At 44.4% G+C, this 26624-nt stretch carries 21 protein-coding genes; 8 read left to right on the top strand and 13 right to left on the bottom strand.

Going from position 1 to position 26624, the window contains the following annotated elements; genetic code table 11:
- Positions 1-246: 246 nt before the first annotated feature.
- A complete protein-coding gene (gene uvrA, locus ACP8HI_RS25490; RefSeq protein WP_438348897.1) occupies positions 247-3105 on the bottom strand; it encodes an excinuclease ABC subunit UvrA in 2859 nt (952 codons plus the stop codon).
- A 41-nt stretch (positions 3106-3146) separates the two neighbouring features.
- Complete coding sequence (gene uvrB, locus ACP8HI_RS25485; RefSeq protein WP_438348896.1) at positions 3147-5138, bottom strand: excinuclease ABC subunit UvrB; 1992 nt, start codon at positions 5136-5138, stop codon at positions 3147-3149.
- A gap of 170 nt (positions 5139-5308) precedes the next feature.
- Between uvrB and ACP8HI_RS25480 the strand changes: the two genes are divergently transcribed.
- Positions 5309-6094: a flagellar motor protein gene (locus ACP8HI_RS25480; RefSeq protein WP_438348895.1), complete on the top strand. Its 786-nt coding sequence runs from the start codon at positions 5309-5311 to the stop codon at positions 6092-6094.
- Positions 6091-6945, top strand: a complete 855-nt coding sequence (locus ACP8HI_RS25475; RefSeq protein ID WP_438348894.1) for a flagellar motor protein MotB — start codon at positions 6091-6093, stop codon at positions 6943-6945. Before ACP8HI_RS25480 ends, ACP8HI_RS25475 begins: the two co-directional genes overlap by 4 nt.
- A gap of 1104 nt (positions 6946-8049) precedes the next feature.
- Here ACP8HI_RS25475 and ACP8HI_RS25470 read toward each other — a convergent pair.
- Genes ACP8HI_RS25470 through ACP8HI_RS25460 form a run of 3 tightly spaced genes read right to left on the bottom strand, consistent with a single transcriptional unit; the run spans position 8050 to position 11470 of the window.
- Positions 8050-9267 carry an ABC transporter permease gene (locus ACP8HI_RS25470; RefSeq protein WP_438348893.1) on the bottom strand — a complete coding sequence of 406 codons (1218 nt, stop codon included), beginning with the start codon at positions 9265-9267 and terminating at the stop codon, positions 8050-8052.
- The gene (locus ACP8HI_RS25465) at positions 9260-10522 is read right to left on the bottom strand and encodes an ABC transporter permease (RefSeq protein WP_438348892.1); all 1263 of its coding nucleotides are present in this window, start codon (positions 10520-10522) and stop codon (positions 9260-9262) included. Before ACP8HI_RS25465 ends, ACP8HI_RS25470 begins: the two co-directional genes overlap by 8 nt.
- Before the next feature lie 12 nt (positions 10523-10534).
- Positions 10535-11470, bottom strand: a complete 936-nt coding sequence (locus ACP8HI_RS25460; RefSeq protein ID WP_438348891.1) for an ABC transporter ATP-binding protein — start codon at positions 11468-11470, stop codon at positions 10535-10537.
- A gap of 170 nt (positions 11471-11640) precedes the next feature.
- Here ACP8HI_RS25460 and ACP8HI_RS25455 point away from each other — a divergent pair, with 170 nt between their 5' ends.
- From ACP8HI_RS25455 to ACP8HI_RS25440, 4 genes are all read left to right on the top strand, one after another.
- Positions 11641-12810 (top strand): sensor histidine kinase, encoded by a 1170-nt coding sequence (locus ACP8HI_RS25455; RefSeq protein WP_438348890.1) that lies wholly within the window; start codon positions 11641-11643, stop codon positions 12808-12810.
- Between the two features lie 110 nt (positions 12811-12920).
- On the top strand, positions 12921-13613 hold the full coding sequence (locus ACP8HI_RS25450; protein WP_438348889.1) for a response regulator transcription factor: 693 nt from the start codon (positions 12921-12923) through the stop codon (positions 13611-13613).
- Positions 13614-13652: 39 nt separating this feature from the next.
- Positions 13653-13877 (top strand): hypothetical protein, encoded by a 225-nt coding sequence (locus ACP8HI_RS25445; RefSeq protein ID WP_438348888.1) that lies wholly within the window; start codon positions 13653-13655, stop codon positions 13875-13877.
- A gap of 506 nt (positions 13878-14383) precedes the next feature.
- A complete protein-coding gene (locus ACP8HI_RS25440) occupies positions 14384-15055 on the top strand; it encodes a hypothetical protein (RefSeq protein ID WP_438348887.1) in 672 nt (223 codons plus the stop codon).
- A gap of 244 nt (positions 15056-15299) precedes the next feature.
- Here ACP8HI_RS25440 and ACP8HI_RS25435 read toward each other — a convergent pair whose 3' ends face one another.
- The 5 genes from ACP8HI_RS25435 to ftsE all read right to left on the bottom strand — a co-directional run bounded on the left by ACP8HI_RS25435 (position 15300) and on the right by ftsE (position 22002).
- Positions 15300-16736, bottom strand: a complete 1437-nt coding sequence (locus ACP8HI_RS25435) for a PDZ domain-containing protein (protein ID WP_438348886.1) — start codon at positions 16734-16736, stop codon at positions 15300-15302.
- A gap of 634 nt (positions 16737-17370) precedes the next feature.
- Positions 17371-18840: a S41 family peptidase gene (locus tag ACP8HI_RS25430; RefSeq protein WP_438348885.1), complete on the bottom strand. Its 1470-nt coding sequence runs from the start codon at positions 18838-18840 to the stop codon at positions 17371-17373.
- 158 nt (positions 18841-18998) lie between these two features.
- Positions 18999-20282, bottom strand: a complete 1284-nt coding sequence (locus ACP8HI_RS25425; RefSeq protein ID WP_438348884.1) for a murein hydrolase activator EnvC family protein — start codon at positions 20280-20282, stop codon at positions 18999-19001.
- A 129-nt stretch (positions 20283-20411) separates the two neighbouring features.
- Positions 20412-21326 (bottom strand): permease-like cell division protein FtsX, encoded by a 915-nt coding sequence (gene ftsX, locus ACP8HI_RS25420; RefSeq protein WP_438348883.1) that lies wholly within the window; start codon positions 21324-21326, stop codon positions 20412-20414.
- Positions 21316-22002: a cell division ATP-binding protein FtsE gene (ftsE, locus tag ACP8HI_RS25415; protein WP_438348882.1), complete on the bottom strand. Its 687-nt coding sequence runs from the start codon at positions 22000-22002 to the stop codon at positions 21316-21318. Before ftsE ends, ftsX begins: the two co-directional genes overlap by 11 nt.
- A 203-nt stretch (positions 22003-22205) precedes the next feature.
- Here ftsE and ACP8HI_RS25410 point away from each other — a divergent pair, with 203 nt between their 5' ends.
- Both ACP8HI_RS25410 and ACP8HI_RS25405 read left to right on the top strand, forming a co-directional pair.
- Entirely contained in the window at positions 22206-23654 is a 1449-nt protein-coding gene (locus tag ACP8HI_RS25410) for a VanW family protein (RefSeq protein WP_438348881.1), read from the top strand.
- A 47-nt stretch (positions 23655-23701) separates the two neighbouring features.
- Positions 23702-23911, top strand: coding sequence for a hypothetical protein (locus tag ACP8HI_RS25405; RefSeq protein ID WP_438348880.1), 210 nt, complete (start codon positions 23702-23704; stop codon positions 23909-23911).
- 419 nt (positions 23912-24330) lie between these two features.
- Here the strand turns inward: ACP8HI_RS25405 and ACP8HI_RS25400 are convergent, their stop codons facing one another.
- From ACP8HI_RS25400 to ACP8HI_RS25390, 3 genes are read right to left on the bottom strand one after another with little or no spacing between them, the layout of a single operon-like run.
- Positions 24331-25110: a hypothetical protein gene (locus tag ACP8HI_RS25400; RefSeq protein ID WP_438348879.1), complete on the bottom strand. Its 780-nt coding sequence runs from the start codon at positions 25108-25110 to the stop codon at positions 24331-24333.
- A 57-nt stretch (positions 25111-25167) separates the two neighbouring features.
- Positions 25168-25890: a polymer-forming cytoskeletal protein gene (locus ACP8HI_RS25395; RefSeq protein WP_438348878.1), complete on the bottom strand. Its 723-nt coding sequence runs from the start codon at positions 25888-25890 to the stop codon at positions 25168-25170.
- A 2-nt stretch (positions 25891-25892) separates the two neighbouring features.
- Positions 25893-26534, bottom strand: coding sequence for a YhbD family protein (locus ACP8HI_RS25390; RefSeq protein WP_438348877.1), 642 nt, complete (start codon positions 26532-26534; stop codon positions 25893-25895).
- Positions 26535-26624 lie beyond the last annotated feature (90 nt).

Raw genomic sequence — 26624 nt, 5'->3', positions numbered from 1 at the left:
TATCTAATTAGCTTTTAAATTTGAACACCAAAAGACCAGCTACTAGAGCTGGCCCAATGATCCATCTTTATCCTAGATATAATCCACCCATGTTCCAACTATCGTCTGTCCACTTACTCACTATGATCCATCCAGGTGCTCACTAGAATCCATCTACACTCTAGCTATAACGCATCCAGATTCTCACAATAATCCGTCGACATTTCGACTTTAATCTGCTATATTCCCGCATTGATCCGCTTTAATCTAGCTAACAACCACCATATCCTTACTACGCACTGTATCCCGTTCAAGCACAGGCTTCAAATACTTGCCCGTATAAGATTTCTCTACCTTCACGATTTGTTCTGGTGTACCTGTGGTTAATATCGTTCCTCCACCGCTACCGCCTTCTGGACCAAGATCAATCACGTAATCAGCTGTCTTAATGACATCCAGATTATGTTCAATCACAAGTACAGTCTCTCCCGAATCGACTAGCCGATGGAGAACGGTCAGTAATCGCCCAATATCGTCCACGTGAAGACCCGTAGTAGGCTCATCCAGAATATACATCGTCTTGCCCGTACTACGTCGGTATAGTTCAGACGCCAGCTTCACGCGCTGTGCCTCTCCACCAGAGAGTGTCGTTGCAGGCTGTCCCATATGCACATACCCAAGACCCACATCAAGTAGCGTCTGTAGTTTACGATGAATACGAGGGACATTCTTAAAGAATTCAGTCGCATCCTCAATCGTCATCTCTAATACTTCGGCAATGCTCTTGCTCTTATATTTAACTTCCAAGGTTTCTCTGTTATAGCGTTTGCCCTTACATATTTCACAAGGGACGTAGACGTCCGGTAGGAAATGCATCTCAATCTTGATAATTCCATCCCCGCGACATGCTTCACAGCGACCACCCTTCACGTTAAAGCTGAATCGACCTTTCTTATAGCCACGAATCTTCGCTTCATTCGTCTGTGCATAAATATCACGAATGTCATCGAAGACACCTGTATACGTCGCTGGATTAGATCGCGGTGTGCGCCCGATAGGAGATTGATCAATATCAATGACTTTATCTAGATGCTCTAATCCATTGATCTCTTTATGTTTACCAGGGCGCACCTTCGTAGCACCGTTCAATTCACGTGCAAGCTTTTTATATAAAATTTCATTAATGAGCGTAGACTTACCTGAACCTGATACACCGGTTACTGCGGTAAACACGCCTAACGGGATCTTTACGTTAATATTCTTGAGGTTATTCTCTTTGGCACCCTTAATCTCTAACCAACGATCCTCAGGCTTCCGTCGCTTCGCATTCACTGGAATGAACTTACGTCCACTCAGGTACTGACCTGTTAAGGAGTCTGGATGGTCCATAATCTCTTGCGGTGTACCTTGGGCAATAACCCGACCCCCATGAATACCAGCACCCGGACCAATATCAATGATATGATCCGCTGCCATCATCGTATCTTCATCATGTTCAACTACAATAAGTGTATTCCCCAAATCGCGCATATGTCCAAGCGTCGCTATCAACCGATCATTATCCCGTTGATGCAGACCTATGCTTGGTTCATCCAGAATATAGAGAACGCCCATTAAGCTTGATCCAATCTGTGTGGCTAGACGAATACGTTGTGCCTCACCACCTGATAATGTTCCTGCTGCACGGCTTAAGGACAGATAGTCTAATCCTACATTGATCAAGAAGCCCAATCTGCTATTAATCTCCTTCAAGATCATTGTAGCAATCGCTGTCTCCTTCTCACTCAGTACCAGGCTATCAAATAGGGTCACTGCGTCCCCGATCGAAAGGCTGGTCACATCTGCGATATTATGATTGTCCACAGTCACTGCCAGGACTTCCTTCTTCAATCGATGCCCCTTACATACCTCGCATGGCTTGGCACTCATGAAGCCTTCTATAAACTCACGAATTCCATCTGATGCCGTCTCGCGGTAACGACGTTCCAGATTGGGAATAACCCCTTCAAAGGTCACAAGTGCTTCTTTGCGCTGTCCGAAGTCATTCTCGTATTTGAAGCGTATCTTCTCTTCTCCTGTTCCATACAATAGCTTACTCATTTGGTCTGGCGTAAACTCACTAACCGGAACATCTTGAGGAATCTTGAAATGCTCACTCACCGATTTGAGGAACTGTGGGTAATAATTCGATGTACTTCCAGTCCATGCTAGGAATGCGCCATCATCAATCGATTTACTCGAATCAGGAATAAGTAAATCCTGATCGACAATCATCTTCACACCTAACCCATCACATTCTACACAAGCTCCGAATGGACTGTTGAAGGAGAACATCCGTGGCGATAGCTCTTCCATGCTGAATCCACAAATAGGACAGGCAAAATTCGAACTGAATCGCAGTTCTTCTCCCATGACATCTACTAACAGTTGCCCCTCTGATATCTTCAGCGCCGTCTCAATCGAATCAGCTAGACGAGCTTCCACACCTTCTTTAATGACAATTCGATCCACAACCACTTCAATCGTATGCTTCTTATTCTTCTCAAGTTCGATATCCTCGGATAGTTCTCGAAGTTCACCATCCACCCTAACGCGCACAAATCCTTGCTTACTAATATCCGTAAAAACACCCTTGTGCTCTCCTTTACGTCCGGATATAACAGGAGCAAGCAGCTGGATCTTCGTCTTCTCGGGATATTGTATAATCCGATCAACCATCTGTTCCACAGTCTGGGATGTAATCTCTACGCCGTGAGTTGGGCAATGCGGATGACCCACCCGTGCGAATAACAAGCGCAAATAATCATAAATCTCCGTTACTGTTCCCACGGTAGAGCGGGGATTTCGACTCGTTGTCTTCTGATCAATAGATATCGCTGGTGATAATCCTTCAATTGAATCTACGTCAGGCTTCTCCATTTGACCTAAGAATTGACGTGCGTAAGCTGAGAGGGACTCGACGTAACGTCGCTGACCCTCTGCATAAATCGTATCGAACGCTAGCGAAGACTTACCAGAACCACTTAGCCCTGTTATTACGACAAAACGGTCCCTCGGAATCGTGATATCTATATTTTTCAAATTATGTGCTCTCGCACCCTTAATCACTATATTATCAATTGCCATCGATCATCATCATCTCCTTAAAGTATTGCACTTAACTGAGTTTACTCTGCTCTTAGCTCTAATAAGGCGTCACGCAGCTCTGCCGCTCGTTCGAACTGCAGGTTCTTCGCTGCTTCCTTCATTTCCTGCTCAAGCCGTTGCATGACCGTCTGACGGTCTTTCTTCGTCATTTTCGATAGATTCCCTGTCAGATAGTCCGATTTCGATTCAGCCACTTTCGTAGCTTCAATCACATCTCGTACTTTTTTGCGAATCGTCTGTGGTGTAATGCCATGCTTCTCATTATAAGCGATCTGAATCGTACGCCGACGTGTTGTTTCGTCGATCGCCTTGCGCATGGAATCTGTTATTTTATCACCATACATGATGACATATCCTTCAGAGTTACGAGCCGCCCGTCCACTCGTCTGAATAAGTGAGCGCTCGGAACGAAGGAAGCCTTCCTTATCTGCATCCAGAATAGCCACTAGAGAAACCTCTGGTAGATCGAGGCCTTCCCGTAACAAGTTAATACCAATTAACACATGGAATACGCCAAGACGTAAATCGCGAAGTATAGCCAAGCGCTCTAGCGTCTTGATATCGGAGTGTAGATACCTGACTTTGATGCCAATTTCCTTCAAATAATCCGTCAGATCCTCCGACATCTTCTTCGTAAGCGTCGTGACGAGCACCCGCTCCTCACGTGCAATACGGAGATGAATCTCTTCGATTAAGTTATCAATCTGCCCTTTGGTTGGGCGAACCTCGATAATAGGATCCAAAAGCCCCGTTGGCCGAATGATCTGTTGTACCATCTTCTCGCAACGTTCGAGCTCTAATGGCCCTGGTGTTGCCGATACATAGATAATCTGATTGACTTTCTCCTCGAACTCTTCGAACCTTAATGGCCGATTGTCTAGCGCTGAAGGTAGCCGGAATCCATGATCTACCAACATCGTCTTACGTGCTCGGTCACCATTATACATCCCGCGAATCTGCGGCAATGTGGCGTGGGATTCATCTACAACGACTAGCATATCCTCTGGGAAATAATCCATTAACGTATAAGGAGTAGCTCCTGCTTCACGAAACGTTAAAGGCCCTGAATAGTTCTCAATCCCCGAACAGAATCCGACTTCATTCATCATTTCAATATCATATCTCGTACGCTGCTCTAGTCGCTGCGCCTCCAATAGCTTGCCTTGCTCTTTCAGTACGGCCAATCGTTCTTCCAGTTCCCGCTCAATGTTGACCAGCGCTACCTTCATCGTCTCTTCTTTCGTTACAAAGTGAGATGCTGGGAATATCGCAATGTGATCCCGAACGCCAACTAATTCGCCAGTCAATACATCGATCTCCGTAATCTTCTCAATCTCATCGCCGAACATTTCAACACGAATCGCACGCTCCCCATTCGAAGCAGGAAAGATTTCTACCACATCACCACGCACTCGAAATGTTCCACGCACAAAATTCAGATCATTACGCTGATATTGAATATCGACAAGCCGACTCAGAATCTCATTACGCGATTTCTCCATCCCCACCCGTAATGAGAGTAGTAGGTCTGAATATTCACGCGGTGATCCGAGACCATAGATGCAAGAGACACTCGCTACAATGATGACATCCCGCCGTTCAAACAACGAGCTTGTCGCTGAGTGTCGAAGCTTATCGATTTCTTCATTAATGCTTGAATCCTTCTCAATGTACGTATCCGTGGAAGGAATATAGGCTTCCGGCTGGAAATAATCGTAATAACTCACGAAGTAATCTACAGAATTATGCGGGAAAAATTCCTTGAACTCAGCCGCAAGCTGTGCAGCCAAGGTCTTGTTATGTGCAATAACCAGTGTGGGTCGATTTACTTTGGAGATAACTTGAGCAATTGTGAACGTCTTCCCTGTGCCTGTTGCACCAAGCAATGTTTGCTCTCTCTTACCACTTCTGAGCCCTTCCACCAATTCCTTTATCGCTGTAGGCTGATCGCCTTGCGGGGTGTATTCCGATTCAAGCTCAAACGGCTTATTACTGATCACAATATCGCTCATTGCCCAATACCACCCTTATCATCTAAAATAGTAAAGTATATGTCGAGATTTCCCGATAAATATATTACCAGGAAATGCATTCTTAATAAGAATATTTGTTCCCATTTATTATACTCGGATCAGATAAGCTATGCAAACCTTAACTATTAAGATCGGAGTGGTTCGTAATCATGGATATCGTTACAATATTGGGTGTTCTAGCCGGCCTTGCCGCGCTCATTGGAGGCTTTCTCTGGGAAGGGGGACAATTAACAGGATTATTTCATCCGACTGCAGCCATTATTGTGTTTGGCGGAACATTTGCAGCCGTTGCCATTAGTTTTCCAGCATCAAAGCTTAAAAAAATTCCTGCAGCTCTTCGCTATGCCTTCGTTCGATCAGAAGACAATAACGAGCAGCTCATAGAGGATATTGTTGATCTGGCCGTAACTTCAAGACGGAATGGTATACTGGCTCTTGAACTACAATCACAAGATCACCCCAATTCATTCCTTCGTGAAGGTATACAGATGGTTGTAGATGGGAACGATTCTGCTCTTGTCAGACAAATTCTGGAGATTGAGATGGATCGAACAGAATTGAAGCATGCCAGCTACGCCAAAATATTCGAATCTGCTGGTGGCTATGCACCTACCATGGGAATTATCGGTACGGTCATGGGACTTATTCATGTCCTTGGTAATCTATCTGAACCCACTCAATTAGGTCCTTCCATTGCAGTCGCTTTTATTGCAACACTGTACGGAGTCGCAAGTGCTAATCTTATCTTTTTACCCATTGCTTCCAAAATTAAATCGCAGAGTGCTGATGAAATTCAGAATATGGAGCTTATTCTCCAAGGAATTCTTGCCATTCGTGACGGAGAACATCCCCAAACTGTACGTAAAAAGATCAGTTCCCTTGAACCAACGGATTATATCCGTTCTCCTCAATTCCCAAAGGGGGGCTATGAATGAGGCAACTGAGTAGACGAGCCCAACGAAAGCAAGATCACGTCGAGCATAGTAGTCGTGATCGTTGGCTCATCACCTACGCTGATTTGATTACATTGTTGCTTATTTTTTTCGTGATGATGTATGCCATGAGTTCCCTCGATGTAAGTAAATATGAAGGAATGACTCAGTCGCTTCATATTAGTTTCAAATCGGGTGATTCCATTCTCGAACAAGGTTCTGGACTAACTGGTACTGCAGATAAATATACGCACAAGAATCCAGATCCGACGACGTCACCTGTAACTGATGCTGAACAAGAACCTTCACAGGATCGACAGGGGAATCAGACGAATGATCAAGAACATCAAGAGTTGTCAAAACGTGAGCTGGCCTTCAGAGCGCAGGAAGAAGAACTGCAAGGCTTAATGTCGGTTATCTCAAATTACGTATCTGATAACGATCTCCAGGATCAAATCTTTGTGGCTGATAATCCTCAGGGAATCTCTATAACGCTTAGTGATCAGTTCGTGTTCGATACAGGTAAAGCTGATCTCAAACAAGTCTCAGCTCCTGTATTATCTAAGCTCGCCAGCCTCTTTAGAAATATTGATACCATCGTTAGTATCGAAGGTCACACAGATAACTTGCCAATCAAGTACTCTTCTCAGTATCGAGATAACTGGGAGTTATCTGGTGCACGAGGCTTGTCCATTCTAAGGTTCTTCCTTGAACAAGAGAAGTTACCTGCCGATGGATTTCAATACGCGGGCTATGCCGATACTCGTCCTGTTGGAGACAACGGAACGGAACTAGGCCGTCAGAGTAATCGACGAGTAGAACTCATCGTTCTGCGCCAACTTCAGGAAGAATAACGGTTCCGTTTACAATATTTGACTGCGAACCGTGGCTTAGTCAATTCACTATTCATCACCGCACGGGATGATTCAGGTTCTTACCATAAACAAAGCACAAAGGACAGCCGCTAAGTGGCTGTCCTTCGCTTGTCCATCGTTACTTAAATTTCCGTCTGAACTCGTAAACCCGTAGCCTCCTTGGCTCCTTAGAAACAATTACACAACAAGGTACTCACAGAGTCGGTTGATACAAACTAGTCTCTTTTTTGTCCCTACCCTTCTCCTCTGTTCCTCCACAGGCGCCACTTGTGGCTTCACCTCTGTCCCCTCGGGTTCGGAAGCTTACCCAGTTGCATATATCACGTAGTTGCATTAAGTACAGCTAAATCCAACCTCTTCCCTCTTCAGCCAATTTTAATTGCACAACCTACATCTAATTTACTCGAAATTCCACTTTTTATCGTTATCGCCACTTTTAACTGTAGGTTGTGCAACTATTTCCTTTGATCCCTACTTTTCCTGCTTATTAAGTGCACTTTATACATCTAATCCACTTGTGCGGGGGTTGAGGGGGCTCGGGGATCGGAGAATGGAGATTGGAGCGATCCTGTCGGTTACTCTGTCACTCGACTACGACACTCATCAGCACACTCTACTTACTCCATTTACCAACGGCGATATGGCGCACCAATAGTTGCATATAGTACAACTAAATTCAGCCTCTTCCCTCTTCAGCCAATTTTAATTGCACAACCTACATCTAATTTACTCGAAATTCCACTTTTTATCGTTATCGCCACTTTTAACTGCAGGTTGTGCAACTATTTCCTTTGATCCCTACTTTTCCTGCTTATTAAGTGCACTTTATACATCTAATAAACTTGTGGGGGGTTGCGGGGGTTGCGGGGGTTGCGGCGGTTGCGGCGGTTGCGAGCATTAGGGAGCGCTGGCATCGCGGTCGAGTGGCTGCTGTCTGGTCGCATGTGACCGCCTGTACCCACGTGTGACCGCATGTCGCCGAGCAACCGCCGCAGATGTTCCACTATTCGGCTGTGCGGCTGTTGCACAGAAGGCAACTCAATCCAGCCACCTGCCTCTAGCGCTCATTTCTTAATTATCTCCTTACGCATTAACCCCGGTATCACTAGGTCGAAAGATGACAGATCCAATGGCTAGCAAGATGATTGCCATCAGTCCTAGAATAGAGAGCGGAAGCCAAATGTCGATCAAATGCCCTCCTGAAGCAATCCGATTAACCGCCTCAATGGCCCATTTCTGCGGAATGAAATTAGCTGCCTTTTGCAAATAATCCGGCATGATGGACAGGGGCCAGAAGCAACCTCCCAGCATACATGTTGGTGTGATAATGATGGAATTCAACATGCCTGCATTGTTCGGATTGCGTACTAGACCTGCAACTGCGCTTGCTATACCCATAGCCACTAGCAAGAAAGAACCAAGAATTAATAAGTGCATGAAGAACGGAATGCCATAGTCAACTTGTAGTACCCAACGACTAAGAATAAGAATAACAACGATTTGTATAAACCCAACAAATAAGCTCCCAAGCATATGACCTATTGAGATCTCGTAAGATCTTACCGGAGCGCTAAAGATACGCGCTATGGTCCTGCTCCTGCGGTCATCCATGATCATCTTAACGGTACTTGTCACTAAGCCCATCATGAACATGAGGGTGAATCCTGTTACATTATTGAGCCACGGATTGGCATACAGCTGATAGTCGGTCTTTTCCGATTGAATACGATGTTGGCTGATTTCCTCTAAACTTTTGGCGAATACGTCCAACGATGCACCACCACCCAACTCAGTACTACTCGCCACCTCTACCGCCGCATCCACACTAGCCGCCACCTCTGCCGCTGGATCCATGCTACCAATCATCCCTGCCGTCTGCACCATTCCCCCAACTAAGCGATTCAGGCTCATCTTGATCATATACGTTGCTTCACTAGTTGTAAGCTCAATCATCGCGATCTGAGGTTCTTGTCCGAGAAGTATCTGTTCGGTGAATCCGGCTGGTATCGAAAGACCAAGTGTCCCCTTTTTCCCAAGAATGATGTCCCTAACTTCCCCTTCACTTTCCTTCAACTCCAGCACATAATCACTATTCCTAGATAATTCTTCAATCACATGTTGCCCTGCTGGTCCAGAGTCCTGATTCGAATATGGAATAATTACCTTCGAACCACTCGTCCCGCCCAGAAGTGCCACTGTTAGGGAAACAACGATACAAGGAAGAACAATATACACCAGAATACCTTTGCGGGTTCCGATAACTCTCTTGATCATGTTCCAAGCAATCGTTAGGCTATTCATGGTATCCCACCTTTCGATATAAGCCAGCTGTCACTACAATTAGAATCAGGCACATACTTGCCAGCATACCGATGCTCTTCATCGTTTCCATAGTGTTGGCGTGTAACATCATTTGCAACAAACTTTCCATTCCCCAATGGTTAACGGTCAACAATCCGATACGGTTAATGATATCTACAGGTAGAGGCATAAACCCACCACTCAGAAAAGTCATCGCTACAATAATAACCTGCATAATGGCATCGGCACTTGAACTGGTTCTGACCATTAGCGTCACCATCGCGGCAAGCGCCATCGAAGCAACAACGAGCAATATACAGACCACCGCGAGCAGTATCGGCTGATTACCCCAATTCACACCATATAATAGGTAAGATACCGTAATAATAACCGTTGCCTGAAAGATGGCTACAATACTATTCCCGAGCATTTTACCCATGAAGATTTGGGCAGATGATATAGGTAGCGACTGAAGACGGTACAGGGTGTGATTACTCTTTTCATTAAATAGACTTGCACTGGCCGTACCACCTGAATATAGCAAGAACATGATCATCATCGCACTCGCATAATACTGGGAAGACGTGGATGAGACTCCTGAATCGTTCAACTTGCCCACAGTAACATAGGATGGGGGAGCCTGATCCGAACTCGAGCTTCCACTCGAATTAGAACTTTCTCTTGTGCCCATGCTCGAACTTTCATCTGAACTCGAACCCGAGTTTACGCCCCCAGTATCGTTCAATGGCTTCTCTCCGATATTTCCTATGACAGACGACACCGCTAGACTCTGATTCATCTCATCCAAAATAGTATCAAATACCGTACCCGCAACCAGATTATCTATTCGGCTATGTCCAAGAATCAACTCAAGTCTTGCTTCTGTACCACTCATCACTTGAGTGTCGAAATCAGAAGGAACGATAACGGCATAATCTACTTCTCGTGCACGCACACTTCGCTCAGCTTCTTCTCTTGTATCCACTTGGTGTAGCTCTATCCTTTCCGCAACTTCTGGACTTTTCAAATACGCTTCTAATGGAGAACTCTCACCATCCTTCGTCCCCGCGCCCCCTACCATAGCAACTTTCACGACTTCGGGTGTAAACTCCTGATTACCGTTGTTAAATGTACTAGAGAAAACAGTACCTAGTATGAAAATAAGTATCAAAGGTAGTAAGAACAAGTTGATTATTACCGACTTCGAGCGGAACATTCTCCTTAATTCATACCAAGCAATCGTCCATGTACTCAAGTCAACCACCCCCTAATCACGTAGCTTACGTCCCGTAAGATTCAGAAAAAGTGTCTCTAGATTCGGCTCTTCGCAAGCAAGCGATTGTATAATGATATTGTGTTTGGCACAGATGAATAAGATATCTTGCAATTCTTGTTGGGAAGAACTCACATACAGCTCAATCCTATCTTCATTGACCGACACGTTAGAAATTTGCGGATGAAGCTTCAGCTCATCGATCACGGCGGCTGAAATCTGGGTTGTCTTGATCACAATCTTCTCTTCACTCGAGACACGCTCGCGCAGCTCCTGTTGTGTGCCACATGCGATGACATGCCCTTGCTCCATAATCGCGACCCGATCGCAGATCGCTGCTACTTCTTCCATGTAATGACTTGTATAAATAATCGTAGATCCCATCGCATTCAAAGTGCGTACAGATTCAAGGATATGATTTCGTGATTGTGGATCAATACCTACCGTTGGCTCATCCATAATAATTAACTTCGGACGATGCATGATCGCACACGCAATATTCAGCCTTCTTTTCATCCCCCCAGAGAATGTGGCTGGTGTTTCTTTCGCACGATCTTGTAGGCCGACAAACTCTAACGCCTCCTCCACTCGTTCCTTCCGTAATTTACCTCGCAGTCCATATAATTTAGCGAAGAACGTAACATTATCTGCTGCCGTCATAGTCTCATACAACGCTAGATCCTGTGGGACTAGACCGATAAGTCTCTTTACATCAAGCGGCCGCTCCTCTACAGATATACCGTCGACTATAATACTTCCTTGATCTAATTTCATTAACCCACTCATCATATTAATGGTTGTACTCTTCCCTGCTCCATTCGGACCCAATAGACCAAATATTTCACCTTCATGAATGCTTAAATTCAAATGATCCACCGAAATCGTATTCCCGTAGCGCTTCACAACGTCTTTCATTTCTACAAATGCCATGTTCATCGCTCCCTCGATCCTTTTCGATTCTTTACAACTTATTATACTGCCGTTTTCTTTATAAAAGAGGTCCTAAAGGTCATGAGCTATTGGTGACGAAAGTCATCTCCTTCCACATTCCTGTCCTATGCTATAATGAAGCCATCTTGGACTATTTCGATTTATAAAGGATGTCGATCACCTTGTCCTCTTCTCTCTCAGTGATTCGCTACAGCATCATTATCTTAAGTGCATTTATCTCGATGTATATCTATCCGTATGACAATTACGGGAAATTCACTTTAGTCATGCTGCTCTTTCTGAGCCTCACAGTATTAGAAAGATCTCTACATAACCTCTCTGCCAAAAGACTCATACTCTGCGTGGAAGTCATATTTTCTGCTTGGCTATGTACTACTTATGGTCATCTGATGTTGTTTGTATCGCTATCCACCTTACTCTCCTATGCTTTCTTGCCGGCTGTTTCATTACTCCGCTTGATGGCATTTGGAATTCATCTTGTGCTACTTAATCTAGCTTTTCAACACGAACAACCCTTATGGATTATCTGTACGAACCTCATATTTCTGCTGCTATCTATCTTATTATCCTTATTAAGACACGCTACCGGGGACCGTAAAGAGATCATTCACCTCTATGATGAACTTCGTAAGAAGCACTACGAGCTGGATGAAACACGTAAACGACTTGTAGAGTTCAATCATCAAGTGGAGGTTGCAGCTCAATCCAGTGAGCGCCAGCGGATAGCTAGACAACTGCATGACGATATCGGTCACCGACTAATTCGTGTCAAGATGATGATGGAGGCAGCTATTCAGATCATGCCAACTGATGCTCCGCGTGGATACGATATGATGCTTCAAATACGAGACCAAGTATCCGATAGCATGGATAACATGCGTAATACTGTAAAAAGAATGCATCCCATCACTTCTTTGAAGGATGAGTATGCTATTGATCGACTTCTTGAGAACATAGGTCGAGAAACAGGGATTCATACTAGCCTTACCATCGAAGGCACTCCCTTCCCCTTGTACCCAAGCATACAAATTGTGTTGTACAAGAATGCCCAAGAAGCGCTTACGAATGCTCTAAGGCATGGGCAGGCTACATCCATTGAGGTCCTTCTTGATTATCAAGATAACGAAATACGTATGTCTGTCAGCAATAACGGTATCGTGGGCGAGCCTCCAGCTCAGGGTAAAAGACAACTAGGTATGGGTATGAGCGGTATGCAGGAAAGGATACAACTCGTTGGTGGGAGCGTAGATATTCGATGGGCCTATCCATTTACGGTTGTAACGCGACTACCCGTATACAAGAGCAGCGAGATTATATAGACGCGCATCGGCTAACCCCGTTTCATTCTCCAAGTAGCAAGAATAACGGGATCATATCAACACAGCGTATTCCAACAACGGTTTCATAATAGACATAGGGGGGATTCGAGATGATTTCTTTAATGATCGTAGATGATGATGAATTTATTCGTGAGAGCTTGAAAGTATTAATGGCTGTGGATGCTGAAATTGAGGTCGTAGGTTGTGCAGCAAATGGTGCGGATGCGGCAGAGTTGATGGTATCCGGGCAACAAGTAGATGTCGTACTTATGGATATTCGGATGCCGATATGTGATGGTGTCGAGGGAACGAAGCGGATAAAGAAGCTATTCCCTGACACTCGGGTACTGATGTTGACTACTTTTGATGATGACGAGTATATTATTCAAGCATTGGAGAACGGCGCGAGTGGATACTTACTTAAGAACATCGCACCCGATCGCATCATCCATGGAATTAAAACGGTGCATGAAGGAGATATCCTAATCCATCCCGACATTGCCCGTAAGCTCACGACTTTCTTGCGTCCCCCAGCTGTAGCAAATCCACAGGTAATTGCGGGTGAAAATGCAACTTCAACTTCTCATGCTGATGGAAATGCACTATCTCAGTACGGTCTATCGCCCATGGAACTCACCATCATCCGCCACATTTCAGATGGGCTATCCAATAAAGAAATCGCCCAGGAATGTTTCCTTAGCGAAGGCACGGTAAAGAATTATATTACGGATATCCTTAGCAAGCTACAGCTGCGAGATCGCACCCAGATTGCCATTCTTTATCTCAAAGCTCAGGTATGCTGATCATGATAGGATATGAGGATGTGAGGATCATGCGGGGATATGATGATCCTTACAAAGGACGCACAGATCCATAAAGGAAATGGCTGTGCCGTCCATTCTGGATGGGGCGGCATCTTTTTATCATCAAAATTCGGTAGTAGTCCAGTTCAATTCGATCTAGGGCAAATTCGGTCCCTACCGAACTCGCACCCACCCTACCATCGCATCCTCCCATCTCCAACAACTGCATTAAGTACAACTAAATTCACCCAAACTCCTGTTTAGCTAGTTTTAGTTGTATAAACAACATCTAATTACTGGAAAATCCGACTTTTCATCGTTATCTCCACTTTTAACTGTAGTTTCTGCAACTACTCCTCTCTCTCCTACCTTTCCTCCCAAATTAAATGCACATTATGCAACTATTCTGTTGTACGGTTGTACGGTGGGCTGTACGACTTTCCAATATCAGACTATTCGGCCGTTTGGCTGTTTGGTTGTTCGGTTGTTCGGTTGTTCGGTTATTCGGCTATTTGAATGTTTGGCTATTCGGCAACTATTCGCCTATCAAACTATTGAACACATACTCCCTCGTCTATCTTCCTAAATTGTCACTGCAAAGACCATATTAGTGACTCTAGATTATTTGGAAATATATTGATATAATCAAAATATATTAGTGACGAAGAGCGTCCTACCATCTTATCTGATGAGTGGGGCGTTTCTGTGTGCGCTATTAAGCAAACGGATTAACGTTACTACTCGTCCATTGACTAAGGAGTTGAATTGGAATGAGAAACTTTGAGGAGGAGCATCAGGTATTCTTTCAGCATCATCTGAATCTCCGTTCAGGAGAGCGAAAAGGACGTCTTGAACGCGGACACAACCATGGAGAAGTTCTATTTCTGAAAAATGTCTGGTGGCCTCTCTATAAAAACTTCGATGGATTGCACCCGGAATTCGAGGTTGCGGATTGGCGCAATCGATCCTACTTCGGTGATTTCGCTTACTTGAAAGGACACTTGAAATTCATATTAGAAATCAAAGGTTATGGCCCACATGTACGCGATATGGATCGCAAGAAGTATTGCGACGAGTTGAATCGGGAGCTGTTTCTGCAGAGCATTGGTTACCGTGTCATTTCCTTCGCTTATGATGATGTCTTTGAACGACCAGAGCTTTGCAGAAACTTACTTCAAATGCTTTTGAATCGCTATCTGGCGCTAGAGCAACCAAACATCCTTTCTACAATATCCGAGAATGAGGTCATTCGCTTGGCACTATCCCTGACACAACCGCTTAGCCCGAAGGGAGTAGCTAGTCATTTCGGTATTAACCATCGAACTGCCATCCGAATACTTCAATCTCTTTGTTCCAAAGGCTGGCTTCGCCCAATTGAAACTGGGAACGGTTCGCGAATCCACCGCTATGAACTGCAACGTAGCGCATGGGAGTTCATCTAACCATTTCCTTCAACCATCCAGTCTTCCCTGTTCTCGCATAGAAATTACAGTCGCTTATGCCACCGACAACCCGCGATGTACCAAAAGGGACCCAAACACTCTGGGTCCCTTTCAATCTCCATTATTATCTCCTACCATACGCTCACAATTATCGGCAGGACGCAACAAGTAAGTTTAGTTCACTCATCACCATGTTCCACGTCATTAACGATCCTACGGATATCGTACCACTCCATCCACGTCATCAACGATCCCACGGATATCGAATGACAACATCCGTGTCATCAGGGACGATGTCCGTTAACGTTGTCACTTTCCCATCCGTTGTCACTTTCCCATCCGTCGTCGCTGCTGCCTCAGCTAGCGCCAAAGTGACTGGCGTTAAAGGTTCTGTGATCGGATCTTCCCCACTTACTCTGAGCCGCTTCCGGGTGTTGAGTTTCATCCCAACAATCTGATAGATGCTAGCGGGTTTCAAGTTGGCTACGTCTCTGACAGCTTGATCCGGAGCAAGAATGACACCCAACTGATGATGATCTCCCGCATACATGGGACGCTGAAGATATTTACTCTCGCCGGCCAAGTTCTGCACTTCCAATTTACAGAAGGCTGAGTTCATTCTTAAGGAGCTGTGAAGCTGCTCTTCGGTATGCAGAATGACACCATTCACTTTCAGCAGTGTTTCACCAGGTATAATTCCAAGTTCTTCAGCTGGGCTATTGGGCACAATAGAAAGTATACGTAATCCCTGCACAGGGTGAACGAACAGCGAATTGCGACGTTGCTCTTCTATTTTACTAGCCCACTCCAACCCTCTGTGTAACAAAAAACTCGCGAGTGCAGCCACAATCATAAGTGGACTCCACCAGGCAGATAGCGCACCTATAATCAGAAGAATTACACTATACATTACGAGCCTCTTGAATGTGCTCTTAACCTTATCTTGAGGCAGTAGGCTTTGTGTCATCTCACTAAACCCTATGATGACAGGGAGTGCCAACATGCTAAAGCCGTTAGCCCAACCCTCTCCCCCAAGTAGGGGTGTCCAAGGTAATATATTGCCCGTCGTCTGGGCAGGAATGAGTAGAAACAGTGGCAATGGCCAAAAGGCCTGCATCTGATACCCTCCCACTAGCTTTCCTCGTTTACTTTCCAATAACAGAGGCATGGCAAATGAAGCACCTTGTTTCCTCACAAGAATAGCCTCAACCAAATGTAGAATAGCCACCAAGATGACTAGAGATGGTATATCAAGCGCCCTCACGGCATCGGTCATACTCCCTAGATAGGATACAGGCTGCCAATTAGGGAAGAATCCCAAAACAAACTGAATCACTCCCAGCACCCCTATCGAGTAGGCCAAACACAAATATCGAACACCTAGCAGTAACAAACCTAGTGTTACAACCCATATGCAAATAATTGCTTCTGGAGTTAAAGAAATTCCTAGGAAAGCAATCACGATCGACACACATATACCACCTGCCAAGCCACCTATCAGAGTACGCCAAGCCTGTAGACTCCAACTATGGAGCCGCACATGGAATAACTTCCGTTCCACCAACATCTGTTGCCGATAGAATAACAGGATAAACAGAATAGAAATATAATAAAAGGGCTGAGTCAACAGCTGTACTAGAGCGTCCGTCATATTCCACAACAATTCTAAAGCCATATCCAAAGTCTAGTCACACTCCTCCACAATCTAACACAACCATTCATAGCTAGTCCTAAGTCTAAAAAAAGGTGTCCACCGACGTCCTTGGCGAAAGAGTTAATTAGTGGGTGGAAAGGGCTGAGCTACATCCGCGGTTAAAGTCGGAACGTAAACTCCATTCCTCTTCTTTTGTTCTAATCCGAGGGTTCTTCTACTTTCACATTCGATACTAACCATCCTTCGACCCGGTGGCTGTGATTTAAACGTCAAATCACCAGCCATAGTCACCTTCCGCCACCTGCCAATCACCAATAGTTGCATAAAGCACACCTAAATTCGGATAATACCCCCTGTATATCAGTTTAGTTACAGAGAGTACATCTAATTTATTGAAAACGTCCACTTTCGCCGTTATCGCTACTTTTAACTGCAGTTTTTACAACTATTTCTCTCTCCCACTGCTTTTCCTTATAAATAAGTGCTGTTTATGCAACTATTCCATCTTCATACGCCTTCATTCATGAGGAGGTTTTCTTCATACGCCTTCATTCATAAGTAAGGCTTTCTTCATATGTGAAACTTATGCTTTCTTATATTTAATATTATAAGAGAAATTTCTTATCCTGTAAGAAAAAAAGAAGGCTAACGTTCAGCCTTCTTACTTGTTCGACGCCATCGCCTTTATTTCCTTCTGTACTTCTGCAATACCTTGTTTCAATTGCTCATCGTTTAGTGGATCTTGTATATGCTTAATCAGCATTGTTTCCAACGCCTCTGCCGTCTTGGCATCGATAATACCATTAGCCTCAATCTTCTGGCTAGTCTGGAAGCTCTTCACAGCTTTTTGAGTTCCTTGATCGAAATATCCATCTGTACGACCTGATTTAATCCCCAGTCCGTCTAACATGATTTGAGCACTTTTTACATCCTCACTGTTCATGTTGTACTTCAGGGTCTTCTCCTTGTTAATCGGTGCTACAGAGAAGTATCCAGGTTGCGTTACAGCAATATCCGGCTTAATCCCCTTCTCGTGAATCCAAGTACCATCAGGTGTAAGCCACTTCGCAATTGTAATCTTTAGTAAGCTACCGTCACCCAATTGTTTGTCGAAGCTTGTCTGAACGGTCCCTTTGCCAAAAGAGTTATCTCCCACTAATATCACACCAGCGGATTGTTGTAACGCTCCTGCCAATATTTCAGACGCACTTGCACTCCCTTTGTTCATTAACAATGTGACCGGATATGATTTGCTTGAGCCTTTGGAAAGGCTCTTCTCACGCTTGCCATTCTTATCCTCCACTTGAACAATCATTTCACCCTGCGGTACGAATTGTTGTGAGATATCAATAACGACAGAGAGTACACCACCAGGGTTGTTGCGGACATCAATCACAAGTCCCTTCATCCCTTTTTTCTCCAAATTCAATAATTCCTTCTTGAATCGCTCCGCTGTATTTGAAGAGAACTGGGTAATCTCAATAATGCCAATTCCGTCATCCCTCAAACGAGCATTAACCGTTTCTAAAGCGACATCATCACGGACAATAGCATATTCAATAGGTTCAGATACACCCTCACGTTTCACTTGTATTGTTGCTGTAGATCCTTTGACGCCCCGAATCTTAGCAACAGCAGCATTCAATTCAAGACCTGCCAAGGATTCTCCGTTTACAGATAGAAGAACATCCTTCGATCGAATACCCGCCTTCTCTGCGGGAGATCCTTTAATGGGAGAAACGACAGTAACATTGCCATTATTCAGAGAAACCTCAGCACCAATCCCACTAAAAGAACCCTCAATGCTCTCTTCGAATTGTTGTGCTGTCTCTCTTCCCATATAAGTGGAATAAGGATCAGACAATGCTTGCATCATGCCATTAATCGCGCCATCTACCAATGCACTGCGATCAATATCCTTATAGTAATTCCCTTCAATGAGGTCAAGTGCCGCTCCGATCTTTCGAGTCTCTGTAGATTTCAGCCCGCCACTAGTAATGCTTGCAAATAGTCCTTCACCACTCGCAGCCTGTCCAGCGAAGCTGCTTGAATTACTTAGAAAAAGTGTCAGTAGACTACCGCTTATCAAGGCGACAACCACCATGAGTACCGCCGTACGTTTCTTTAACAAAGTTGAGTTCACCGCCTTCTTCGCGTCTGTCTAACGCTATTCACAGTCTTATTGTACCTTACTTAGTATATGTCCTAAAGGTCAAGAATATTTACGTCAGATAAGCATTATTTAGAGTTTAAGAGGTTGTTCAAAAGGTCATATTTTGAACTCACACTTTAAATATAAGGCATTGGATTTACGACACTCCCATTAATACGCACTTCAAAATGTAAATGTGGCCCCGTACTTTGGCCCGTATTTCCAGACTCCGCAATTTTCTGTCCACGACTAACACGGTCACCTACTTTAACCGAGATACCCCCTTGGCGAATATGTCCATATAACGTCCACATGCCACCACCATGGTCAACAATAACGGCATTTCCGTAACCACTATACCATTCAGCAAGGATAATCGTTCCTGATTCTGCCGCATGAATCGTTGTCCCCTGTGGCACAGCGAAATCAACACCGTTATGCATCTTGCCTAATACACCCGTTACGGGATGAGTTCGTTTACCATAACCAGAAGAAATTCTGGCATTTCCTACCGGCATCATCAACGGACCACCGCCACCACTAAAGCTAGCAACTGAGGGTTTAGATTTGGAAGTAATCTTAGCTGCTGCTTTAGCAGCGGCTGCCCGCTTAGCAGCAGCGGCCTTTGCAGCTTTTACCCGTGCAGCTTCTTCTGCTACCAACTTGTTCTTCGTTTGTAGCAAGGTAGAGCGTTCACTGGCAAGAGCAACTAGCTGCAGTTCCTGTTCTTCCGTTAACTCATTGGATTCTTCAATTTCTTTGTCAAACTGAGCAATGAGAACCTTCTTCTCAGCTTCCTTCTCACTCAGTATATCCTTCTGCGTTTCTACTTCCGAATAGAGGGTTTCCGCCTTGGCGTACTGTAATTCTAACTCAGCTGTCTTCACAACGACAGTATCCTTGTCCTTCTTATGCTCCACTAATAAGTTCTGATCCTGATCTACAATCATCTTAAGTGAATCGGCTCGCACAAGGAAATCACTAAAGCTAGTCGAGGCCATTAACACTTCCAGATAGGAAACAGTACCGTCCGTATACATCAGTCTCACTCGAGATTCCAACATCACCTCACGCGTTGCGATACGTTCTTCTGCAGCATCTAGCTCAGTAGCAGCCAGCGTTAAGCTTTCCTTCGTTTCATCAAGTTGCCCTGAAATATCTGCTAGCTTATTCGTGACGGTATCAATTTCATCCAGTACAGAATGCAAATACTCGATATTCTTCTCCTTATAATGCTGTGCTTCCACCTTCTGAGAGGCTGCTTTCTCCTGTGTCTTCTTTGCTTGCTGCGCTCGTTCCTGTAGAACCTTCAATTCCTTCTCAATCTGACTTACCGTTTGCTTCTTCGCATAGGTATCAGTAGGTTGAAATATCATGGTCGCTGCCAAAATAACAACCAATATTAGATTTATCTTCTTCAAATTGGTTTCGCCATCCTTTTAGAGGTGGTTCAAAAAGTCACTTTTTGAACTCGCATTTTTAGCCAAATTCTAATGCTATAATATATATCGTCCACGTCAGCCGTTAGGCATGTCCGAAAGCTCTCAATACTATACTTTCAAAAATTTACGAATAGAAACGGTACTTCCCCAGATGCCGATCAATATACCTATAGAGAGCATAAGAATACTCAACAACAGCCATGTATCAGATAATGGAATCAGTGTGATTCCTAAGGAAACATCCCAGCTTACGGCCTGTACCAACTGACCATAACCTATAAAGAGAAGACCCAATGTGGCTAAAGAACCTATTCCGCCGATGAGCGCACCTTCTATAAAGAAAGGCCAGCGAATGAAGTAGTTGGTTGCTCCTACCAATTTCATAATGCTAATCTCACGACGACGAGCTAGAATCGTAACTCTAATCGTATTGGATATAAGAAACATGGACATCACTCCGAGAACACCAACGAATATAAATCCTATATTACGTACAGCACGAGTAATCTTGAATAGCTTCTCGACAGCTCCCTCACCATACTTCACCTTCATGATAGGAGACTCCGGATGACTTTCATTCAGTGCTGTAATCTTCTCGGCTACTTGAACTACTGTTGTTGCTTCAATAACCTCAACCACCAACGTATCGGGTAGCGGATTATTGTCTTTATCGAATCCTGAAAGAAGTTCCTTACCATCTTCCCCTAAGCGTTCAGTAAATTCCTTCAGCCCTTGTTCTTTGGAAACAAAGGTAACTTTGCTAACCTCAGGTATGAGACCAATCTCTGTATTAATCGTTTCACGCATCTTCTGATCGACATCAAGATTCAAGTACGCACTAATCTGAACCTTGCTATCGACGTCATCCGCCAACTGATTTACATTAAGCACTAATAAAATAAACACACCCAAAACGAAAAGGGACACAACGATGGAAGTGATAGAAGCTATCGACATCCATCCATTACGAAATACGTTCTTGCACCCTTCTCGCAGATGCCGCAAGAAGGTGTTAAAATTCATACCCGTACTCCCCTCTCGCCTGGTCTCTGACAATGTTACCCTGTTCAATCGCGATAACTCTTTTGCGCATGCTATTCACGATATCCTTGTTATGTGTTGCCATCACAATCGTTGTCCCGCGGAAGTTAATCTCGTCAAGGAGTTGCATAATTCCCCAGGAAGTCTCGGGGTCTAGATTACCTGTAGGCTCGTCCGCAATAATGACCGATGGATTGTTGACAATCGCTCTAGCAATGGCAATCCGTTGCTGCTCTCCACCTGAGAGTTGATCTGGTTCACGTCCAGCTTTGTTCTTCAATCCAACCATATCTAGTACTTCCATAACCCGCTTCTTAATCACACGCTTCGGCATTTCAATAGCTTCCATTGCAAAAGCAACATTCTCATACGCTGTCATACGAGGTAGCAGTCTGAAATCTTGAAAGACAACACCTATATTCCGGCGCACGTAAGGAATTTTACGTTGCTTCAGCTTACCCAAATTGAACCCGTTAACTGAAATTTGACCTTTAGTTGGAACTTCTTCTCTATAAATAAGCTTCATGAATGTCGATTTACCTGCTCCAGAGGGACCTACCACATATACGAACTCGTTACGGTCAATCTTTACGGACACCCCCTGTAAAGCATGGGTTCCATTCTTATACGTCTTCCATACATCCTGCATTTCAATCACATTATCACTTCCCAATTCCTAAATATCAGCCAATACAATTTCGACACGATCCAGCCATTTCCTTTAAAAACCTCTAAGAAACATCACTATTTTATATTGTAACAAAATTGTTACCATTTGAGTACCCGAAATTATCCCAATCTTCTTACATACAATATATAAGTGCGTGAATCGCGGCCAATAAGAGAGAAGGTAGATAAACTGTGAAGAATTTCCATATCATTCTAATAATAGTTACAGCCATAGTCATCATTGGGTCCACCCTGTTCGGTTCCTTATATCTATATTCACAGCAAGATAAACTACCTAAAGGAACAATATTGTCAGGATGGGTTGTAGGAGGGTTAACCACTGAGATTGTACTGCAGGAACTCGATGATAGAATCCATAGACTGGAGCAACTGCCGCTCCATATCACCATTAACAATCCATCCAAATCCATAGCACACTCCAAGTGGACTCTAGCCGATGCTGGTGTGCATTATGAAGCAGATGATTTTCGCAGAGCTATATTGAAATTACGAGAGGGAAACATGTTTGAGCGCATCGCTTACCGTTGGCATTTCGAGAGCAGCTTTGTTATCACATCACACTGGAATCCCGCTTCCATGAAATCAATATATAACGAGGCATGGGAAAAGAATCAGTTCGGCGTACCTGTTAATGCCACCCGGCGCATCACCACAAATGATAAAGTCGTGTATACACCTGAAATTTCAGCATATCGATTAGATTGGAAAACCTTAACTAACCGCATGACTTCTTTAATCCCGCAGAATTTCGTTAGATTGGAGCATGATGCCGAAGATCCGCTTACTTGCGAACTTCCTTTCACGTTAGAACGTCCCATGATTACCATTGAAGATTTAAAAGATGAAGGTATAGAGCGTAAAATCATGGAATTCTCCACCCATTTAAGAACAAGTGGTCAGGGGAGAGTGTTCAATGTTAATTCTGCAGCACAAGCAACGAATGGCATGATATTGAAGCCAGGAGAAGTATTTGATTACGGGAAGGTAATCGCTCTTGCAGAGAAGCAATATGGGTTCCGCGAAGCCCCTGTTATTCTGAATGGAAAGTTGGTGCCTGGGATTGGGGGAGGAATCTGCCAAGTATCTAGTACTCTCTATAGTGCGGCAATTCGAACGGGGCTGGATATTGTGGAACGAAGAAGCCACTCCCTACCAGTCAGCTACTTACCTAAAGGTCAGGATGCAACCTTCGCTACAGGGTCGATAAATTTCCGATTCAAGAACAATACGGGCAAATATTTGTTAATCCAGGCGATAGTCATAGACCGAACCCTTACGGTTAAATTCTTTGGTACCTTCCCTAAGAATATACGATATGATATTGAATCGATTGTCGTTGAGACTCTCACCTCTTCTAACAAATACGTCAAGAACTCCACATTACCCGTCGGGGCTCAGGAAGTTCTCCAGAATGGAACGATAGGCTATGTCGTCGATACTTATCAGATTAAAAAAGTGGATGGTGTCGTCCAACAAAGAATACGCATCTCGCGCGATACATACCTTCCACAGAAGCGTATCATTAGCATTCACCCAGAGGAGCCATTGAATATAGATACGCCAACCGCTCCGAAAGAGAAGCAAATCATCGAGGATGGCGTGAGTGGTCCGAACTTTTGAAGTGAAGGTGAATCCATATAGACCGAAGGAATGAGGGAGGTTGGATATTGGAGCATGGAGTTGCGGGGGGACAGATCGTAGCCAAGGTAGGCGGGGACAGGGGGAACGCAGGGCGGGATAACGGGGCTAGGGACAAGGAGCGAGAGAGACAAGGACGGGGAGAACGTGGCGGGGGAGGCGCGGATGAGGCAGATCCCCTTCCACCGTTAAACACTAACCAGTTAGTTACTCCAAATAAGTGCTTAAAGTACATCTAAATCCAGCCTTATTCCACTGGCGCTAACTTCAGTTGCACAAACAGCATCTAATTTACAGAAAAACCCCACTTTTCAGCGTATCACCATTTTTAACTGCCATTTTTACAACTATTCCTTCTTCTCCACTCCTTTCCTTCAAAATAGATACACGTTGTGCAACTATTCAATGATCCGACCATACAACTCTTCGACTCTCCCTTCTGCTTTCCCCATAACTCCAAAAAGAACAGACAAGCAGAGACGGGTACCGTCCTTCTCCAAGGATGGTACCCGTCTCTGCGGAAATATAAGGAATAGAGAATCAAGTGAAATTTATACTCTACGGTGCCCCTACCGGGACGCCGCTTTTCATGTTTAGCACCATATACAATTAGCGAATGTTTCCGAACTACTTGGCTTACTCTTCGATAAGAGAGCTCCTATATTCTTTGGTATTGACCCACTACCGCTCCGTTATCTTGCTTATATTCGTCCCTATATTCAACGAGACCAATCTCACACCCTGCTCCAATATAGACATTGCGTCCACGAACGACAGAGGCTTTTGTATTCTCTAAGTGAATTTCATCCCCTTCAATGCTATCTGCTTGCATGGCACCATAGGCACCAGGAGAGTATTTCCCAATGAGCGGAATCATCATCGCTTTGTTAATGGTGATCTTACCTCCGCCAATTTCACGTGCACGACTCGGACCGTACAACTTTATTTCAATAACTTCCGCATTCAACATATTCCCTATGTCCACAGAACCCCGTATCATCACTTCTTCAGCCTGACAGTCCCCCGAAATAACCAAGGTACCTTGCCCCTTCATCTTCTCCACATTCATATTGCCTTCCACTCTAATTTCCCCATTTACCTTCAACGTTCCAGCAGACAAATCCCCCAGCACTTCAAGATCTCCCTGAATGGTAATGGTTTCGCTGTGCAACCCTTGGTGGACCTTCATATTTCCTTGGCAGCTAACGCTTCCTGATTTGAGAGCTCCCTCTACAGATGCTGTTCCCGTACATTTGAAAAGAGTACATTCCACGTCCCCATAGATCATACTATCTCCCATTATTTTAACCTTATCGTACTGACCCCCACCCGAACTACCATTGCCAGTAATCCGCAGATCATTCAATCGTGTTACACCTGTACCTGTACCTGTACCTGTACCTGTACCTGAATCCGATCTATCCCCGCCTAACTTCATATTTGTACCTCCCTTTCTACGTTCATCGTTATATTCGTTCATACTCTAAGTCCATCATTATATTCGTACACAAGATCCAATCTTCGCTTCAGGATCCCGATGAATTGTATTCTTATATTCCACTAGCCGAATGGTGCACCCCGGCCCAATACTCACGTCGTTCCCGCGAACGGTATCTGCCTCCGTATGCTCCAGATCAACTTGGTCACCCTCAATCATATGTGCCTTTAATCGGGCTGAGAAACCAAACTGCAATTGTTCCCAGAACCGGAGGTTCTTCCATTTCCTCACAACAATATGTTCTCCTCCGATCTCATGTGCGGAGCAAGGTAGATTCAGCTTAATGTCCACTTGATCGGCGTTCAGCAATCCGTCAATCGTAAATTGTCCTTTGACAGAAAAAGCCTCACACTGCACATCCCCTTTAGCCTTTAACGTCCCTCCTACTTCCACCCTATCGCTCTTTAGACTCTTATCCATAGATGCTCTACCATTAATGGCGACGGAGCGACAATGTACTTCATCCTTAAATGTAGCCATTCCGCCAATCACCATCTCATCCAACGTAACAGCTCCCTCCACCTTTGCCGTCCCATTGATGTTCATCGATTCCGCATGAAGTGAGCCCTCGATCCCCACGGTACCGTTACATATGAACTTTAAACAATCAATGTCCCCGCCAACTTTGCCCACGCCATCGATCCTAACGTTCTTATAACAACCACCGCCCGTTCGCCCGATCCCAGATATATTCAGATCATTCCTAGGTTGCTGTTCCATCTTTATCCCTCACTCCCACCCTCACTCAGTCTTAACTTCAATTCCTCAATACTAGATGCAAGAGGTAAACGAATAACCCATTTCACACCATTGTCAAAATACAATCGATCTGCTGATTCCGTAAGAAACAATGCAGATACGCCCATCTTGCGGATAAGGATCAATTCACTGCTCTTGCCAGCCAACTTACCATAATGTTCTTCCATCGTACTTACGAGTAATACTCCCTCATCTCGCGACAGTTCACCGCTCTGAAGCAACTTCTCTAGTATGTATAGACACAGTATATTATCAAATGTGAAATGCTCCTGTTGTCCCTGGAGTTCAACGTATAGGTCCAATGTCACCGTCGACACAATGTTGCGTGCAATTAATTGAATCGACGATAGGGATGTCTCCCCTGCATTAGGTGAGAATACATCTGCAAGCTCATCCAAGGAAAGTTCATCTTTCATGTTCATAATTTTATCGACGCGAGAAATGATTTTGTCCCTAGGAAAAAAGGTTTCCTGCCCCGTATAGGAGGACTTACGTATAAACCAATCCTCTGGGATCAGGCTCTTTCGTTTCCAGCGATACAGTTGACCATAAGAAATACCGGTGATCTCTAGCAATTCTTTCTTTGATATTAAGTCATCATCCACCTTAATCTCCTCCTTCAATATCAATGTAACATAACATTGTTACGCTGTAAATAAACTTTTTAATGATGGGAATCTTTTCATGTCAAAAAG

The sequence above is a fragment of the Paenibacillus sp. FA6 genome (genome assembly GCF_051550225.1).
GTDB lineage: Bacteria > Bacillota > Bacilli > Paenibacillales > Paenibacillaceae > Paenibacillus_AQ.
The sequence above is the reverse complement of the archived record's forward strand: the minus strand, read 5'-3'. Positions and strand labels throughout refer to the sequence as shown.

Excerpts from the sequence above, each read along its gene's own strand:
- uvrB (WP_438348896.1), bottom strand. The coding sequence starts at position 5,138 with ATGAGCGATATTGTGATCAGTAATAAGCCGTTTGAGCTTGAATCGGAA.
- uvrA (WP_438348897.1), bottom strand. The coding sequence starts at position 3,105 with ATGGCAATTGATAATATAGTGATTAAGGGTGCGAGAGCACATAATTTG.
- ACP8HI_RS25475 (WP_438348894.1), top strand. The coding sequence starts at position 6,091 with ATGAGGCAACTGAGTAGACGAGCCCAACGAAAGCAAGATCACGTCGAG.
- ACP8HI_RS25440 (WP_438348887.1), top strand. The coding sequence starts at position 14,384 with ATGAGAAACTTTGAGGAGGAGCATCAGGTATTCTTTCAGCATCATCTG.
- ACP8HI_RS25455 (WP_438348890.1), top strand. The coding sequence starts at position 11,641 with ATGTCGATCACCTTGTCCTCTTCTCTCTCAGTGATTCGCTACAGCATC.
- ACP8HI_RS25395 (WP_438348878.1), bottom strand. The coding sequence starts at position 25,890 with ATGGAACAGCAACCTAGGAATGATCTGAATATATCTGGGATCGGGCGA.
- ACP8HI_RS25450 (WP_438348889.1), top strand. The coding sequence starts at position 12,921 with ATGATTTCTTTAATGATCGTAGATGATGATGAATTTATTCGTGAGAGC.
- ftsX (WP_438348883.1), bottom strand. The coding sequence starts at position 21,326 with ATGAATTTTAACACCTTCTTGCGGCATCTGCGAGAAGGGTGCAAGAAC.
- ACP8HI_RS25445 (WP_438348888.1), top strand. The coding sequence starts at position 13,653 with ATGATGATCCTTACAAAGGACGCACAGATCCATAAAGGAAATGGCTGT.
- ACP8HI_RS25400 (WP_438348879.1), bottom strand. The coding sequence starts at position 25,110 with ATGAAGTTAGGCGGGGATAGATCGGATTCAGGTACAGGTACAGGTACA.
- ACP8HI_RS25460 (WP_438348891.1), bottom strand. The coding sequence starts at position 11,470 with ATGGCATTTGTAGAAATGAAAGACGTTGTGAAGCGCTACGGGAATACG.
- ACP8HI_RS25470 (WP_438348893.1), bottom strand. The coding sequence starts at position 9,267 with ATGAATAGCCTAACGATTGCTTGGAACATGATCAAGAGAGTTATCGGA.
- ACP8HI_RS25480 (WP_438348895.1), top strand. The coding sequence starts at position 5,309 with ATGGATATCGTTACAATATTGGGTGTTCTAGCCGGCCTTGCCGCGCTC.